This window comes from Marinomonas vulgaris (assembly GCF_018145875.1).
Lineage (GTDB): Bacteria > Pseudomonadota > Gammaproteobacteria > Pseudomonadales > Marinomonadaceae > Marinomonas > Marinomonas vulgaris.
Genome location: NZ_JAGSSV010000021.1, coordinates 34932 through 50470, shown reverse-complemented (window position 1 = coordinate 50470; position 15539 = coordinate 34932). Strand labels below are relative to the sequence as shown.

General features: G+C 43.8%; 15 protein-coding genes and 4 pseudogenes. 11 read left to right on the top strand and 8 right to left on the bottom strand.

Annotated features, from left to right (window positions below; all coding sequences use genetic code 11):
- From J9B83_RS13140 to J9B83_RS13115, 6 genes and pseudogenes are all read left to right on the top strand, one after another.
- Positions 1-123 (top strand): annotated as a pseudogene (locus tag J9B83_RS13140) (IS3 family transposase); the annotation flags it as partial.
- Between the two features lie 322 nt (positions 124-445).
- On the top strand, positions 446-859 hold the full coding sequence (gene rnk, locus J9B83_RS13135; protein ID WP_072842434.1) for a nucleoside diphosphate kinase regulator: 414 nt from the start codon (positions 446-448) through the stop codon (positions 857-859).
- A gap of 121 nt (positions 860-980) precedes the next feature.
- Positions 981-1667, top strand: a complete 687-nt coding sequence (locus J9B83_RS13130; RefSeq protein WP_258861168.1) for an FAD-dependent phenol hydoxylase family protein — start codon at positions 981-983, stop codon at positions 1665-1667.
- 258 nt (positions 1668-1925) lie between these two features.
- Complete coding sequence (locus J9B83_RS13125) at positions 1926-3140, top strand: LysR family transcriptional regulator (RefSeq protein ID WP_211537293.1); 1215 nt, start codon at positions 1926-1928, stop codon at positions 3138-3140.
- A gap of 141 nt (positions 3141-3281) precedes the next feature.
- Complete coding sequence (locus tag J9B83_RS13120; RefSeq protein WP_211537292.1) at positions 3282-4229, top strand: Gfo/Idh/MocA family oxidoreductase; 948 nt, start codon at positions 3282-3284, stop codon at positions 4227-4229.
- Positions 4230-4306: 77 nt separating this feature from the next.
- Positions 4307-5287, top strand: coding sequence for an aldo/keto reductase (locus J9B83_RS13115; protein WP_236037298.1), 981 nt, complete (start codon positions 4307-4309; stop codon positions 5285-5287).
- A gap of 75 nt (positions 5288-5362) precedes the next feature.
- Here J9B83_RS13115 and J9B83_RS13110 read toward each other — a convergent pair whose 3' ends face one another.
- Genes J9B83_RS13110 through J9B83_RS13085 form a run of 6 tightly spaced genes read right to left on the bottom strand, consistent with a single transcriptional unit; the run spans position 5363 to position 10292 of the window.
- The gene (locus J9B83_RS13110) at positions 5363-6214 is read right to left on the bottom strand and encodes a class III extradiol dioxygenase family protein (protein ID WP_211537291.1); all 852 of its coding nucleotides are present in this window, start codon (positions 6212-6214) and stop codon (positions 5363-5365) included.
- Positions 6214-6576 (bottom strand): protocatechuate 4,5-dioxygenase subunit alpha, encoded by a 363-nt coding sequence (locus tag J9B83_RS13105; RefSeq protein WP_211537290.1) that lies wholly within the window; start codon positions 6574-6576, stop codon positions 6214-6216. Before J9B83_RS13105 ends, J9B83_RS13110 begins: the two co-directional genes overlap by 1 nt.
- A 34-nt stretch (positions 6577-6610) precedes the next feature.
- Complete coding sequence (locus tag J9B83_RS13100) at positions 6611-7483, bottom strand: amidohydrolase family protein (RefSeq protein ID WP_211537289.1); 873 nt, start codon at positions 7481-7483, stop codon at positions 6611-6613.
- A 15-nt stretch (positions 7484-7498) separates the two neighbouring features.
- Positions 7499-8587 carry a 4-oxalomesaconate tautomerase gene (locus J9B83_RS13095; RefSeq protein ID WP_072842367.1) on the bottom strand — a complete coding sequence of 363 codons (1089 nt, stop codon included), beginning with the start codon at positions 8585-8587 and terminating at the stop codon, positions 7499-7501.
- Entirely contained in the window at positions 8580-9257 is a 678-nt protein-coding gene (locus J9B83_RS13090; RefSeq protein ID WP_072842368.1) for a 4-carboxy-4-hydroxy-2-oxoadipate aldolase/oxaloacetate decarboxylase, read from the bottom strand. The genes J9B83_RS13095 and J9B83_RS13090 overlap by 8 nt, the downstream gene beginning before the upstream one ends.
- Positions 9258-9284: 27 nt before the next feature.
- On the bottom strand, positions 9285-10292 hold the full coding sequence (locus tag J9B83_RS13085) for an amidohydrolase family protein (protein ID WP_072842369.1): 1008 nt from the start codon (positions 10290-10292) through the stop codon (positions 9285-9287).
- 268 nt (positions 10293-10560) lie between these two features.
- On the opposite strand from J9B83_RS13085, the pseudogene J9B83_RS15810 reads away from it, so the two are divergent.
- The 4 genes and pseudogenes from J9B83_RS15810 to J9B83_RS16030 all read left to right on the top strand — a co-directional run.
- A pseudogene (locus J9B83_RS15810) lies at positions 10561-11221 on the top strand (IS5 family transposase); the annotation flags it as partial.
- Between the two features lie 131 nt (positions 11222-11352).
- Positions 11353-11643, top strand: a complete 291-nt coding sequence (locus J9B83_RS15805) for a helix-turn-helix domain-containing protein (protein ID WP_236037302.1) — start codon at positions 11353-11355, stop codon at positions 11641-11643.
- Positions 11644-12065: 422 nt separating this feature from the next.
- Complete coding sequence (locus tag J9B83_RS16035; protein ID WP_281251036.1) at positions 12066-12269, top strand: PIG-L family deacetylase; 204 nt, start codon at positions 12066-12068, stop codon at positions 12267-12269.
- Between the two features lie 4 nt (positions 12270-12273).
- Positions 12274-12441 (top strand): PIG-L deacetylase family protein, encoded by a 168-nt coding sequence (locus J9B83_RS16030; RefSeq protein WP_281251037.1) that lies wholly within the window; start codon positions 12274-12276, stop codon positions 12439-12441.
- Positions 12442-12780: 339 nt separating this feature from the next.
- Here J9B83_RS16030 and J9B83_RS13070 read toward each other — a convergent pair.
- Both J9B83_RS13070 and J9B83_RS13065 read right to left on the bottom strand, forming a co-directional pair.
- Positions 12781-14273: pseudogene (locus J9B83_RS13070) on the bottom strand (IS3 family transposase).
- A 27-nt stretch (positions 14274-14300) separates the two neighbouring features.
- A pseudogene (locus J9B83_RS13065) lies at positions 14301-14681 on the bottom strand (IS21 family transposase); the annotation flags it as partial.
- A 154-nt stretch (positions 14682-14835) separates the two neighbouring features.
- Here J9B83_RS13065 and traL point away from each other — a divergent pair.
- Complete coding sequence (gene traL / locus J9B83_RS13060) at positions 14836-15099, top strand: type IV conjugative transfer system protein TraL (protein ID WP_114412835.1); 264 nt, start codon at positions 14836-14838, stop codon at positions 15097-15099.
- Positions 15100-15539 lie beyond the last annotated feature (440 nt).

Sequence of the window (15539 nt, the reverse complement as noted above, 5' to 3'; positions counted from 1 at the left end):
CCTGTTGGCTGGGCGATGTCTTTGAGTCCGGATTGTGAGCTCATTAGTAAGGCGCTTATTATGGCTTATGAATTAAGAGGAAAACCTAAGGGAGTAATGTTTCATTCCGATCAAGGCAGTCACTTATAACTCGTCAGATAACGAGAAAATGTAACTAGCTAGGGCGGTGTCATTAAAATGAGAAGAGGTAATGTTGACAGCGATAGGAAGTACTTTTCTCTTGTCATTAAGGCAACGACGTAAGCAGTTAAATACTGTTTTATAATAACTATTATCATTACCTGATTTTAATATCAGCTTACACGAAGCATCTTAGGTTAATAATAGTGGTTCATTTGGCTATCTATTACAGATTGCTAGACGTACTATCAGCGACGGTAGTGGTATGTGTACAGCAACTACCTCAAGTACCAAGCAAAATTTGTAAATAGTTAATGAGGAAATAATGACAACAAGACCTGATATAACGATCTCTTCGTTGGATTTGAAGAGAGTAGAAGACCTAATTGATTCGCTTCCTAAAGCGGATATCGCTGGTGTGAGTGAACTAGAAGAAGAGCTTACACGCGCAACGATTGTTGCTCCTAAAGATGTTCCAGACAATATTATCACCATGAACTCAACGGTTAAGTTTATTGTTGAAGCTACAAATAAAGAGTTTGAATTGACGTTGGTGTATCCAAAAAACATGGAATCGAATGGAACAACTATTTCAATTTTAGCGCCTGTGGGTAGCGCATTGCTTGGTCTTTCTATTGGTGATGAGATTGAATGGCCGAAACCCGGTGGTGGAAATTTAAAGATTAAAATCATACAAGTGACGTTCCAACCTGAAAGGGCTGGTGAATATCAACTGTAGTTGACGTTGTAAAAAAGTTTTGGCGATACCCGTTATTGTAAGTATGTAAAAAATTATACATGTGAAACTTTTTTCTTACACATCGTTATCATTCCCGCTGGTCAGATGCTTCAATATCATAGTGAATCAAGCTCTATTGATTAATCAGAGAAATCCTGATGGCGTTGATCCAGCCGCTTTTCAAAAATACTTTGTTCAATTTGGCCGATTCACTGCGGGTACTGCTATCCACTACTCGCAATCAGACTTAGTATCCTCAGGAAAACATCAAGACTTAGCAACAGGACAAACCATTGGTATGCGTTTTCATTCTGCTAAAGTGACTCGCCATGCTGACGCAAAACCTATGCATCTTGGACATAGTATAAAAGCTGATGGTCGTTGGCATATCCTCGCCTTTGCTGGAGAGCAAAGCTTTATGGATAATAACTGCCAAGTTAAAGCACTATGTGAATTTCTACAAAATAATCCGTTATCCCCTATTCAGCGTTTCACACCAAATGGTGCGGATATAGATGAAATGATCACCGTACAAGCGGTTTTCCAAGCATCTCATCGAGAGGTTGAAGTAGACGATATCCATCCGCTTTTACAACCCTCGAAAGATCGCTATGGTTTAACGGATTATGAGAAAGTCTACAGCGCTATTTGTGAAGGCACTTCTTTCTATGACAAACGTGGAATTGATAAGGAGAACGGCTGCATTATTATTGTGAGACCAGATCAATATGTTGCTGATGTTTTGCCGCTAAACGATCATGACGAATTAACAAAATTTTTTGAAGCTGTCCTGAACCCAGTTTCTTAAACATTAACGCCCACTCCTCTCGTTGCCAAACGAGAGGAGTGGTAGCTGATACAGTTGTCAGAGTGTTAATTTAGTATTAATACTACATACGACAAACTCGTTTCCTTCCGAGACTTTGAGTAAAAAGGCCCAATTACGACGACTGCAAGTCGATCCCATGAACTCAACCTATTCGAATACAGAAAAAGGAAATATGCCTGTATTTCTACTTCTTTTAATATTCATTTTTGATATAGTTGTAAAAAAATAGGAAGCCACATGGAAATCAACATTCCCAATTTACGACACTTACGCGTTTTTCTTGCTGTTGCTGAATTTAAAAGCATCACCCGTGCTTCTGAGCGTATTTTTTTATCCCAACCCGCCATTACACAAGCTATCGCAAAATTAGAAAGTGTATTGGGCGCAACTTTATTTGAACGGCATTCAGATGGTATGTACCCAACCGACTCAGGTGAAGTCTGGCAAAAACGTGTCGCCAGAGCGGTTGATCACATCCAACAAGCTATTCAAGAGATTGTGAAAGACACGACAATTAAAGAGCGCTCTCCGAAAAATCTTATTGCCCTTATTAGTACCACGCAATTACGAGCTCTTATTGCGGTCAGTGAATCGCAAAATTTCAGTATCGCAAGCCGCCAATTGGGCGTGTCTCAGTCTTCTGTTCATCGTGCAGCACGGGATCTTGAAAGGTTATTGGGAGTGATACTTTTCGAAAAAAACAGCTTGGGGATCAGTACTACCAAAGCTGCTAGAACCTTATCAAAAGCCACGAAACTAGCTTTTAGTGAACTACGCCAAGGTATTTACGAAATTAACGCGCTGCAATTTAAAGACGTCAGCACCATCACTATTGGCAGTATGCCATTGGCACGGATGACTATTTTACCCAAATCCATTTTACAATTTAACGAACGCCATCCAGACGTTAATATAAACGTCACAGAGGGCCCTTATGTCGATTTATTGCATCACCTGCGCCAGGGAGACATAGACATTATCTTAGGTGCATTACGCCACCCAACACCGGCTGATGATGTGGTGCAAGAGGAATTATGGTCACCACCATTGTCTATAGTTGCGCGAAAAAACCATCCGCTTACAAAGAAAGCACAAATCTGTGTTCAAGATCTAGCTCAGTATGCTTGGGTGGTACCTACAAAAAGTACCCCCACTAGACAGGCCTTTGAGGCATTGTTCCAAGACGTCAATGTTGCTTTGCCGACGCGACTAGTGGAATCAAGTTCACAGGTATTGATTCGTGAATTACTCCTCGAAAGTGATCGACTTACACTTATCTCGGCTCATCAGGTTGAGCGAGAAATTAATATTGAATTGCTCACGGTATTAGATTTTCCGCTTGAACATACTCGTCGTCCAATTGGGCTTTGCGTCCGAAAAAGCTGGCTTCCCACGGTGACACAATCTCATTTTCTTAGCGTACTACGAAAAATATCTGAACACTTTCGTTAACAATGAGCTTAGTCTTGTTGCGAAAACTGAATAGCTTATGCGGTTTATGGATTATCCCCTTCAGATATCAAATGCTAGATTTGTAGTTAATGTATATTTGGGTATGACCCCATTCACACTCGCATAGTTAGGAGTAGATTAATGAGAATTTGTATCGCTGGTGCCTCTGGTGCTTTTGGAATGAAACACATGGACGCCATTGCAGCAATAGACGGCGTAAAAGTGGTATCTGTGGTTGGCACTAAAATTGATGCCATCAAGACATTTGCCCAGGAGCGTGGTGTTCCTCACTACACAACGGATTTGGCTGAAAGTCTCGCCCGTGACGATGTTGACGCAGTGATTTTAGCAACACCTACACAAATGCACGCGGCACAAACGATTCAATGTCTTGAAGCCGGCAAGCACGTAATGTCTGAAATTCCCATGGCTGATACCATTGAAGATGCTCGCAATGTGGTCGCTGCACACAAGAAAACCAATCTAGTCGCCATGGCTGGTCACACTCGCCGCTTTAACCCATCGCACCAATGGATTCGTAATAAAATTGAAGCGGGTGAATTGACTGTACAACAAATGGATGTGCAGACTTATTTCTTCCGACGTTCCAACAAAAATGCTCTTGGTAAAGCTCGTTCCTGGACAGACCACCTTCTGTGGCATCATGCATGCCACACAGTAGATTTGTTTCAATATCAAACTGGTGAAACCGCCAGTAAAGTTCAAGCCATGCAAGGCCCTATCCATCCAGAGCTAGGCATTGCAATGGACATGAGCATTGGTATGAAGGTACCTAATGGTGCGATTTGCACCTTGTCATTGTCTTTTAACAACGACGGTCCGTTTGGTACTTTTTTCCGCTATATCTGCGACAATGGTACCTACTTAGCACGCTACGATGACCTGTTTGATGGCAACGATAATAAGATCGATTTGTCGGGGGTTGCTGTGTCTAATAATGGTATTGAATTGCAAGATCGTGAGTTTATTGCAGCGATCAAAGAAGGCCGTGCACCAAATGCTTGTGTCTCTCAGGCGATTGAAGCAATGGAAACCTTGCATCGTCTAGAAGAATGCTTAGAAGCCTAAGTCACTCTGCTCTGCCGTGATGAAACACTACTCAAACAGGGAGCCTAGGCTCCCTGTTTTTTATGAAGGATTTTTTAATGTCAGCACAATCACTGTTTACTCATCCACACATTGGCCTTGGTTGCATGAACGTATCTCACGCATACGGTACGCCACTGGAAGAAAACCAAGCTATTGAAGCACTGCAAGCGGCTTTTGAGATGGGCTATCGCCATTTTGATACAGCGACTTTATATGGTGGAGGCAATAACGAATTACTTGTAGGCAAGGCTCTAAAGAATCATCGCAATGAGTTTTTCCTAGCCAGCAAATGCGGAATGGCCATGGTCAATGGAAAAAAAGAAATCAATGGTCGCCCAGATAATCTGCGTAAGCAATGCGAAGATAGCCTAAAACGGCTACAAACTGACCACATTGATTTGTATTATTTGCACCGTTTAGACCCTAATGTGCCTATCGAAGAAAGCGCTGGTACACTCGGTGATTTGGTCAAAGAAGGCAAAATCGGTAATGTGGGGTTATCTGAAGTGTCAGCTGATACGCTGATTCGTGCGCATGTTGAAACGCCTATCAAAGCCATTCAATCGGAATATTCTTTGTGGACTCGCAATCCAGAAATCGCTGTATTAGAAACTTGCCAGAAACTGGGTACCACCTTTGTGGCCTTTAGCCCCTTGGCGCGTGGCTTTTTAACCGGTGTGTTAAAAGACATTACCGAATTAGACGCCAAAGACATCCGTAATAACATGCCTCGTTTTCATGCTGAGCATTACCCAAATAACTTAGCATTATTAAATGATTATCTTGCTCTAGCCAAAGACATTGGCTGCACTCCAGCACAGCTTGCCTTAGCGTGGTTGCGTGCCAAAGACGACAACATCGTCTCCATCCCTGGCACACGCTCAGTGCAACACATGCAAGATAACCTTGCCGCAACTCAACTCACATTGGACGCGAAACAAATTGGCTTGCTGGACGAAATGATTAATCAAAATAACGTACACGGCACCCGTTACACCGCAGCTCAACAAGCAGAAATCGACACCGAAGAGTTTTAAATTCACCAAAAAAGGCGAGCCCACCAAAATGAGCTCGCCTTGTAAAATCCCTTTGTAGCACTGTTTTGCTAAGAGTTAACTCTCTGGCATTTCGTGTTCCAGCAGCATTAACCCTGAACCTGTATTGGAAATAGGGGCGTGGTAGTTACGGTGTAATTCCGTCACTTTACCTAATAAGGTACCGCGCATGGCGATGTGCATATTGAGTTCAACGGCTTGAGCGCCACCTTGCTCTACAAGATCTATGTTGGTGTATTTGGTGAGTGCTTCTGGGTCGTTGACTAATTTGTCTAGGCAGTCAATGTCGAAGGCGCGGTTGATAAAGCCTGCACGTTCTCCGTCGAGCTGATGAGACATGCCTCCGGTACCAAACACCACCACATTAATGTCTTTCTCATAGGACTGCACAGCACGGCCAATGGCTTGCCCCAAAGCATAAGTTCGCCAAGGCTGAGCCATTGGGTACTGCTCGCAGTTGATGCATACGGGAATGACTTTTACATGGCCATATTGGTGACCTGGCCACATCAGATTGAGTGGTACAGTTAAGCCGTGATCTACCTTCATTTCTTGACAGACCGTCATGTCAAAGCCTTCGTCAACGATGCTATTGGCGATGTGCCAAGATAAGTCCGATTCGCCTGTTACCGGCGGTATCGTTGGAATCCCCCACCCTTCGTCGGCATTGTGGTATTCATCCGCTACACCTATAGCAAAAGTAGGTTTTTTATCGATGAAAAACTCTAAGCCATGGTCGTTGTAAAACAAAATGATGACGTCGGGTTTTTTCTCATTTAGCCAGTCACGCACAGGTGGATACGCATCAAAAAAAGGTTTCCAATAGGGTGTTTGCTCTAACCCATTAGCCATAGCGTTAGCGATTGCTGGGATATGAGACGTGGTGACGGCTCCTATTATATTCGCCATTAGATTTCTCCTCGTCCGTTTTTCTCAAGCATTGCTTTAAAAGCATCAGTAGTCATACCTGTTTGCAATCCACCGATGTCTTGCATGTTTAGCTTTAATAAGCCGGCAAATTTTGCCAAGTAATAAATACTGCCGCCTTCTCGTAATAAGGCAATTATGTCTTTGTTATGAATGGCGTCTTTTTGTGCGGCACTAAGTTTGAACTTGTCACAATAAGCATTAGGGTCCGTGTTAAACTCATCACGAGCTACTTGTTCGTTAAATGTGTAGCACATTTTGTTTAAGCCGTAGCCTTTTTTGGCCATTTGCCCATCAAAAAGATAGGTGCCCTGAAAGTGACGGTCTGTGTAGTTACTAGCCATATGGTAACCTCTTATTTATTCTGTTGGGATGATACTAAGACCAATACAAGCGCATCGGATTGTCCACTAACAAAGCTTGTTGTAACTCTGTCTTTGGGGCGATATGAGGAATCACGTCCACAAGATGGCCATCATTTGGTGCCTCAACTTTCATGTTTGGGTGTGGCCAATCTGTGCCCCATAAAACCCGATTCGGAAACTGCTCGACTAAAGTACGGGCGAACGGATACACATCGGAGTAATCAGGTGCGTGTTGGGTTAAACGCTCAGGGCAGCTCACTTTACACCAGACGTCGTCGTTGTCGGCCATAAAGTCTACAAAGCGTTTGAAATCTGGGTGGTCAACACCATTTTTCACATTAGGTGTACCCATGTGATCGACTACTATGGTGGTGTTAAGTGCCTTTAAGAAAGGGATTAATTCTTCTAATTCTGCGGCTTCAAAATACACCACAATGTGCCAACCAAAGGGGCGAATCTTATCTGCAATGGAGAAAAATGCTTCTTTAGGGGTGCTATCAACTAGACGTTTTACAAAGTTAAAACGTACACCACGAACACCTGCGGCGTGCATTTTTTCGATGTCTTCGTGGGTGATGGTGTCGTCCACAAAAGCCACACCGCGGGCCAAGTCCCCTGCACTTTCTAACGCATCAATGAGCGCAGAGTTGTCAGTACTGTGACAAGATGCTTGTACAATAACATTACGTGAGAACCCCAAGTGATCACGCAAAGCGAACAGCTGCTCTTTTGACGCATCACAAGGGGTGTACTTGCGTTTTGGGTGGTAGGGGAATTTATCCGCTGGGCCAAAGACATGGCAGTGTGCATCTACCGCACCGGCAGGCGCTTTAAACGTCGGCTTGCTTGGCGTTGGGTGAAAAGGAATGTAGTTTTTGTCCATCATCTTCAAATACCTATTTTATAATTCGTTACTGTGAGCAAATACTTGTCCATCAAACAGTTTACGAGCGGTGCGTAAAATCGCTGCGGAACCCACTTCGCCTTGGTCATTTTGATCTAATATTACCGTCATTGCGCCAATAGGATGTTCTACATCCAAAGTCATTCGTGCACTTGCCTGATAACTGGCGACATCGTTTGCAGGCGAGCCTTTTAATACCGCGGCCGTTGCCACACTGACGGCACCCAAAACACCAATTGAGGCATGACAACGATGGGGAATAAAAGTACGAGTAGATAGCGCCCCACCGTTTGTGGAAGTACTCACCATGGTCATTTTCGGTACCGATTTGTCTTTCACGTTCCCCAGATTCATCATTGGACCAACTTGTAAACGAATCGACTCTAACTTAGCCCGTAATAAGTCATTGGCTTCCAGTTCTTCGCGAGACTCCAGACCTGTGATGCCCATATCCGTCGCGCGCATAATTACAACAGGCATGCCATTATCAATGCAGGTTACTTCGACACCATCGATCACATCGACAACACTACCTGTCGGTAGCAATGAGCCACAACTAGACCCAGCTGTGTCTTGGAATACAATCGGCACCGCCGCTGAAAACCCCGGAACGCCATCAATACGAGCATCGCCTTCGTACTGTACTTCACCATCTTTGACTAACACTCGTGCAACAGCAATTTGGCCAGTATTTTCCATGAAAATACGCACCGAGGTTTCCCCTTCGCACGCCGTCACCAAGCCTCGTTCAATCGCAAATGGCGCAATCCCCGCTAGAATATTGCCGCAGTTTTGTGCGTCGGTCACAATGGCCTTATCAACAAACACTTGCAGGAACAAATAGTCCACGTCAGCGTCGTCACGAGTTGATTTTTGTACCACAGCCACTTTAGAGGTAAGAGGATCTGCACCACCGATACCGTCGATTTGACGCTCATCGGGCGAGCCCATTACGCGCAGTAAAAACTGCGCGCGTGCCTCGTTGTCTGAAGGTAAGTCAGCGGCTAAAAAATAAGCGCCTTTTGAGGTGCCGCCGCGCATCCACATACAAGGTGCACTTTTGTAAATGCCCGTATGTTTAGACATATTTCAGGCCTTTTTCTTTTAGCCGTGCACGCATGTCGTAAATATCCAAACCCAATTCGCCGTTTGCCATACGAATACGTTTAGCTTCCTCGTTGGCCATACGAGCACGAGCAAGCTCAAGCACTTCAGCAGCATTTTCTCGTCGTACTACAACAACACCGTCGTCATCTGCTACGATCACATCACCTGGGTTAATTAGAGTATCAGCGCAAACCATGGACACGTTAACGGAGCCGACGGTTTCTTTAATAGTACCTTCTGAGAATACTGCCTTAGACCAAACTGGAAAATCCATTTGACGCAAATCTCGGGTATCGCGTACGCCGCCGTCAATGATCAGACCCACAACACCGCGGGACTGAGCAGATGTCGCCAATAAGTCACCAAAAAATCCATGGTTAGAAGGCGATGTCGGCGCAAATACCATCACGTCTCCAGGCTGACACTGCTCTATCGCTACATGCATCATCCAGTTGTCGCCGGCGGCACCCGAAATTGTGACAGCGGATCCGGCAATGGTTTTATCGATTTGAATTGGGCGCATATAGTGAGCCAATAAACCAACACGACCCTGAGATTCATGAATGGTCGCTACGCCGCATTGTGCCAAACCATCTATCACGGCTTGCTCTGTACGTTCGATATGTTGCACTACTACATTATTTCGCATGATCTTTTACCCCTAATCATTCAAGCCTTATGCTTTTAATCGAGAAAACACACGACGCGCATTGTCTTCAAAAACGGCCTGTTTTTGCTCAGCACTTAGTACGGTGTTGTTATCGATGTAGCGTTTTGTGTCGTCAAAATAATGGCCACTCTCTGGATCAACGCCACGCACTGCACCGATCATTTCTGAAGCAAACAAGATGTTCTTAGTTGGAATGATGTCCAATAGCAAATCAATGCCTCGCTGATGGTAAACACAGGTATCAAAATAAATATTGTTTAAGACACGTTCGGCCAGATCAAACCCTTGGTCCAGTGCCATACCACGGAAGCGCCCCCAGTGATAAGGCACGGCACCGCCACCATGGGGGATGATGATTTTTAGATCAGGAAAATCTTTAAACACATCTGACATCATTAATTGTTGGAAGCCAGTGGTGTCTGCGCCCAAATAATGGGAACCCGTTGTGTGAAAACAATCGTTACATGCTGCACTTACGTGGATCATCGCTGGAATATCGTATTCGCACATTTTTTCATAAATTGGGTAAAAAGAACGATCAGCCAAAGACTTGTCTTTCCAATAACCACCACTCGGATCAGGGTTCAAGTTAATGCCAATAAAGCCCATTTCTTCAACAGTACGTACGATTTCAGCGACGGATTTACCTGGGTCAACACCTGGTGACTGAGGCAATTGAGCGACCGGTGCAAAGTTGTCAGGAAAAAGATCACATACACGACGGATTAAGTCATTTTGATGCTCAGTCCAATATTGGCTAGTGAATTCATTACCAATGTGATGGCCCATCCAGCTGGCTCGGGGGGAAAATATAGTTAGATCGGTACCGCGTTCTTGCTGTAAACGAAGTTGATTATTGATGATACTGTCTCGAATTTCGTCGTCAGAAACGATGACTTTCCCTTTTTCGCCGACAAATGAAGGGTCTTTAGCTACAGCTGCTTTTTGTTTATCGCGGTATTCACCAACACCAACAGGTGTAGTCGTGTAATGCCCATGGCAATCTATAATCATCTAATAGCTCTCTATAATAATCGTATTTAAAGTCGTGACAAAGACAGTGAAGTCATAAATCGTTTTACCTTGGGGGTATTATGAAACTAAACATTAATACTCCCAATCCGCTTGTGAATAAGCTGGCTATTGTCTTGACTATCTCATCACTTCGTATAAGGAGTATTCTTTATCTAAAGGTAAGTTGGCTATTTCAATTTGTCTTAAAGGGTATTGCATTTTGGTATAGACATGTTTAGCTGAGGAAACAAACATACTCTTTACCTTAATGAGTGATCCTGCTATGGAAGACGCGCTTTATGAAATCACGTCCATGCGTTTGTTTGCTGGATTGTCGTTGGACAGTTCAATCCCTGATCACACAACCATCATGAACTTTAGACACTTACTGGAAAAGCATAAGCTCTCCCGTCAGCTGTTCAAAGAGGTTAACAAGTGGTTGTCCAGCGCTGGTATTTATCTAAAAGAAGGCACGATTGTCGACGCCACCATTATTGAAGCGGCTAGCTCGATTAAAAATAAAGCGAAAGCGCGCGATCCAGAGATACACCAGACTCAAAAAGGGAAACAATGGTTCTTCGGGTTAAAAGCTTACATCGGCGTTGAGGCTAGAACAGGGCTAACCCACAGTCTAAGCACAACGGCGGCCAACGTACACGACATTACAGAAACAGATAAGCTACTTCATGGTGAAGAATGCTTTATCTCGGCCGATTCGGGTTATCGAGGCGCTCAAAAACGAGAAGAGCTAAAAGACATCAAAGCGGATTGGTTGATTGCTGAAATGCCGAGCAAGGTGCGCCTTCTCAAGAAAAATCCAAGAATAAATAAGCAACCTATCCGAACGGAATACATAAAAGCCAGTATCAGAGCAAAAGTAGAGCACCCGTTTAGGATCACCAAGCGACAGTTTGGTTTTAGGAAAATCGTCTATCGCCTAAGCAACATTGATACTCTCCGATTAACGCATTCTCCAGACGAGCTAATTCTGCAACAATTCCGCCAACTAGTAGAAGTCGAATATCAAAATAGAAGGACAGTTTATTTTTATTGTCAGACGTTGAGTTTGACCTATGGTCGTCTACATGCGGTTTGTCAGCGTAACCTTAACAAAACACCTTTGCAGTTAATAAATAACCGAATTTTGATGGAAGCAACCTTTAGGCTAAAAGAATCATCAAGCTCCATACAAGCCATTGCCAACAGTCTGGGCTATCAGGACGCCAGCCAGTTTAGTCACTTTTTCAAAAAAGAAGTCGGTATATCACCCAGTCAATTTAAACGTATTCATTCCGGAAAAAAGGGAAACGCTCCTGAAGGAGCAAAGCAAGATTTTTCTGATTGGCCTTAGTTACTTCGATTATTTGGTTTGTGTACATTACAGCAATGAACATTAAGATCTACATATCCAAATTCGCCTACTGTGTACTCTTTCTGATATGAATGATCGCCATCGTCACTTTACCCGATTTCCCTTTGGACATGTCTTTTCTGCTTCAATAAATTTTCGACGTGCGTGTGCCAAGCAACTAGGCTGAGTAGCCATCTACATTCAGGTGCCCATCGCCCCCTTGTAAGTATCAAAATCCTATACTTATACGAACGAAAGTGAATAGATAAGTTACCACACATAACAAATGTTATAAGGTAACATAAATAATGCATTTTAAATTTATATTACTTTAGGAGTTTCGTCATGCGCGAAAAAAGACAGCCCTCATTATCAGTGCCCACTCAGCAGACTTTGTATGGAGGTGCGGTGGCGCTATAGCATTGCACCAAAAATTAGGTTACGAGGTGACAATCGCCTGTTTGTTATATGGAGAGCGTGGCGAATCCGCCAAACTTTGGAAACAGGAAAATATGACGCTTGAGAAGGTAAAGATAGAGCGGCGTAAAGAAGCTGAGGCCGCCGCTCAGGCACTTAACGCACATGATATTCATTTTTTTGATTTTGGCGATTATCCACTGGAGTGAGCAGATGGAGTGGAAACCAGACACCTTCCTAGACATTACTGAAGTATGGGAGGAGAAGAAAGCTGCTATCGAATGTATGCAAGGACAAGAACATCTTTGGAAATTCTATGAAAACCTAGCTGAAAATCGTGGCAACCACTTCCGCCGTAATTCAGGTGGTCAAAACTGTTAACATGCCGAGGTTTTTCAATCTCTTTATCCACGATGCGTCGATTCTTTATAAAAGCATCTAATCTTAATCGTGCCCTGATTTCATCCTCAGGGTACACTGACTGCGACAAGAAAACTGTCTAAGCTGATAACTCTGTTTTTTTACGTTTCGTTGATCACTACTGGTTGAGCTTTTGGCTTGGCCAGTGTCTAATATTAGATTATTTAGTGATGCTTGGACTGCTAAGCCACTTCTTGTAATCTGAAAATCATGCCACTTTAACCGCATAATAACGGCGTTTTTCAAGGTAGTTGTCGCCTAAAGTAATTAAGCAGCGTCTTTGTGTTGCTCTGGATTTAATTACACATCACCTATTTCTTTCTGCTTTTGACCAACGCTCAGGGCGCTCTTTCTTTTTCTGCTGATACAAGCCCGCTCGTTTCGCTAAGATTACTTGATCAAGCCCTGCATGCCTTTGATTTGGCGTGACAAACTGGATTCGACTATGGCGGTGTTCATGGTTGTACCAAGACACGAACTCTTTGACCCACTCTCTCGCACATTCCAGGGTTTTAAACCCTTCTGACGGCCATCTAGGGTGATATTTCACTGTTCTAAACAGCGACTCCGAGTATGGGTTATCGTTACTCCCCCTTGGACAACTGCGGGAGGTCACAACGCCAAGATCATACCTTTTTGCTCTCATCGTTAAGCTCTTTATGGGCGCACCGTTTTCTGAGTGTAAGACAAGATCTTTTTTAACGCATTTTTCTGCCCAAACACTACGCTCCAGTAGATCGGCGGCATGCTCTCCCGTTTCTTGATGATGCACCTCCCAACCCACTATTTTTCGACTGTAAATATCTTCTATCATGTACAGGTAGTAGTGCTGCCCAATCACGGTGGTTGACAGATAGCTAATGTCCCAACTCCACACCTCATTGGCTTTTTTCGCCGTGTAGCTTGTGGGCCTTTTATGGGCGTTCCTTGGTGCTGCTTTTCCTCTGTGATGAAGCATATTTTCCGCTTTTAGGAGACGATAAAAGCTGGATTCCGAGGCAATATACTCGCCTCTGTCGGCCAATATAGGGACGATTTGGCTAGGTGGCAGGGAAGCAAACTCGTCACGCTTGCAGACCTCAAGTATCTTCTGCCGCTCTACCTCACTCAGCTTGTTTGCCGGGGTGGGCCTTATCGCTGTGACTCTTCTATCCTCACCAATAGAGCCATCACTATACCAACGCTGTAACGTCCTGATCGATAAACCAATCATCTCGCAGGCAGGCTCTTGTCGTGCCCCTGACTCAACCGCATGACGGATCCACTGCGCATACTTTTGCCTATCGGCCAGCGTGATTAGCTGTCCTCTTTTTCCTCCCAATAGGCATCGAACTTTTTTCCCAGCACCAGTAGCGCAGCACTTTCTGCTAACGCTTTCTCCTTTCGTCTGATCTCACGCTCTAGTTCTTTAATGCGTTTTTGGCCGTTTGTTGCTCCGCCGTGAGCTTAGTGTTTCTTGTCGATTTCACCGTGTTGCCAGCAATACAGGCTTGCTTCCATCGCTTTACTTGCTCAGGGTACAACCCTTTTTCTCGACAGTACTGATGCAGATCCGCTTCAGACAAGGCAGCAGTTTCAAGTACGACAGCAAATTTTTCTTCATTTGACCACTTATCTGATGAACTCACTTTTGACTCGCTAAATCCTGATGTGTTGAATTGCTTTTGCCAACTACACAGGGTGGAGAGCTTAATGCCTTCTTGTTCTGCAAACTGTTGTTTGGACAATTCGCTTTGGCTGAGTTTCTGTAAGATAGCTTCTTTAAAGGCACTTGAATGTCTTTGGTAATTCACTGGTTTTAACTTACCGCTCCCTGTCTATTTAAAATAACAAATGAGGCGACAACTATCCTGACACAGGGGGTAAGCTTGCTCTTGATATTGCTCGTGATATTCCTGCCACAACAGCATCTTCGTCATGCCTTTTCGTCTGAGTTCGACAGCGTATTGAGTGAAGTCTGGCATGACTTTATCCCGACTGGCTTTTTTACCGTGATACAGCGCCTGAGTGAGATCGGCATCGCTGCAACTTTCGGGTAAAGGCCAACCTATCTGACTTTGTTTAAAGCGAGCGTTAAGTTCTGAGACCGTTGCAAGGCTAACATTGAGGCAACTGGCAATATTTCGGTAGGACAACCCACAGTCGTACTTAAGGCGTAATATTTCTTTAATTTTATTCATTGGAGTTCTCTTTTTTGCCATGATCGCTTCCTCACCTTCTTGCTTGAAAAGGAAAGAATAGCGAGTTATTGATTTAAAAGAGAAAAAGGTAGGATTCCGGGCATTCCGAACGCGGTTTTCGCTCTTCCGAACGCTGATTTCGGAGTTCGCTTAAAAGTGTTCGGATCATACCGAAATGGCTGTTCGGAATGCTCCGAAATATGCACTTTTGTGGATTGCTGATGAATTAGCACCGGTTATAATAGGAATTTTTGCTGGCGTAATGCTGGATAAGCTTTTTGTTTGCGCGGCAATTGGGCTTATCGTCACAAATCTTTATCGCAAATTCAAAGATAACCAACCAGATGGCTATTTAATGCACCTTCTTTATTGGTTTGGGATTCCCATTACGAAAGCCAAATCTTTCAAAAAAACTTATTCACGGAGATATACTCCATGAAGCTTAGTAGCTATATGAAGTCTTGGGGAGAGACTCAGAATGAGAAAAAGTGGTCGCACATATTTATCGTTGGATTAATCGTCGCGATTATCGTTTTGAGTTTGATACTTACCAATAAAAAACGATTGTAACGATCCAGCCTTTCATCCTCAAAAGCGAGGCGTGGGTGGCAGAAGCTAACGCTTCACAAAGCTATAAAGAGGCTTGAGGTTTACGCTTGTAAAGCTTTTTGGCAATGTAACGAACACAAATGTGGAATCTATCAAAGAAAAAATTTCCACCCTTTTGTCCCTAAAGATTTACTCTGATGTAACGATCGTTCCTCATGGAATACCGCCGCAATAAATGTTTTTTAACCTTGATAATCAGACTAGTCTTGTCGGACTTTATTCTAATCCGATAGCTGAACGCTGGTTAGTTTTACTTCGAAAATCTACTGG

Coding starts and splice junctions, on each gene's coding strand:
- rnk (WP_072842434.1), top strand. CDS start 446: ATGACAACAAGACCTGATATAACGATCTCTTCGTTGGATTTGAAGAGA.
- J9B83_RS13125 (WP_211537293.1), top strand. CDS start 1,926: ATGGAAATCAACATTCCCAATTTACGACACTTACGCGTTTTTCTTGCT.
- J9B83_RS13120 (WP_211537292.1), top strand. CDS start 3,282: ATGAGAATTTGTATCGCTGGTGCCTCTGGTGCTTTTGGAATGAAACAC.
- J9B83_RS13115 (WP_236037298.1), top strand. CDS start 4,307: ATGTCAGCACAATCACTGTTTACTCATCCACACATTGGCCTTGGTTGC.
- J9B83_RS13110 (WP_211537291.1), bottom strand. CDS start 6,214: ATGGCGAATATAATAGGAGCCGTCACCACGTCTCATATCCCAGCAATC.
- J9B83_RS13105 (WP_211537290.1), bottom strand. CDS start 6,576: ATGGCTAGTAACTACACAGACCGTCACTTTCAGGGCACCTATCTTTTT.
- J9B83_RS13100 (WP_211537289.1), bottom strand. CDS start 7,483: ATGATGGACAAAAACTACATTCCTTTTCACCCAACGCCAAGCAAGCCG.
- J9B83_RS13095 (WP_072842367.1), bottom strand. CDS start 8,587: ATGTCTAAACATACGGGCATTTACAAAAGTGCACCTTGTATGTGGATG.
- J9B83_RS13090 (WP_072842368.1), bottom strand. CDS start 9,257: ATGCGAAATAATGTAGTAGTGCAACATATCGAACGTACAGAGCAAGCC.
- J9B83_RS13085 (WP_072842369.1), bottom strand. CDS start 10,292: ATGATTATAGATTGCCATGGGCATTACACGACTACACCTGTTGGTGTT.
- J9B83_RS16030 (WP_281251037.1), top strand. CDS start 12,274: ATGGAGTGGAAACCAGACACCTTCCTAGACATTACTGAAGTATGGGAG.
- traL (WP_114412835.1), top strand. CDS start 14,836: ATGGCTGTTCGGAATGCTCCGAAATATGCACTTTTGTGGATTGCTGAT.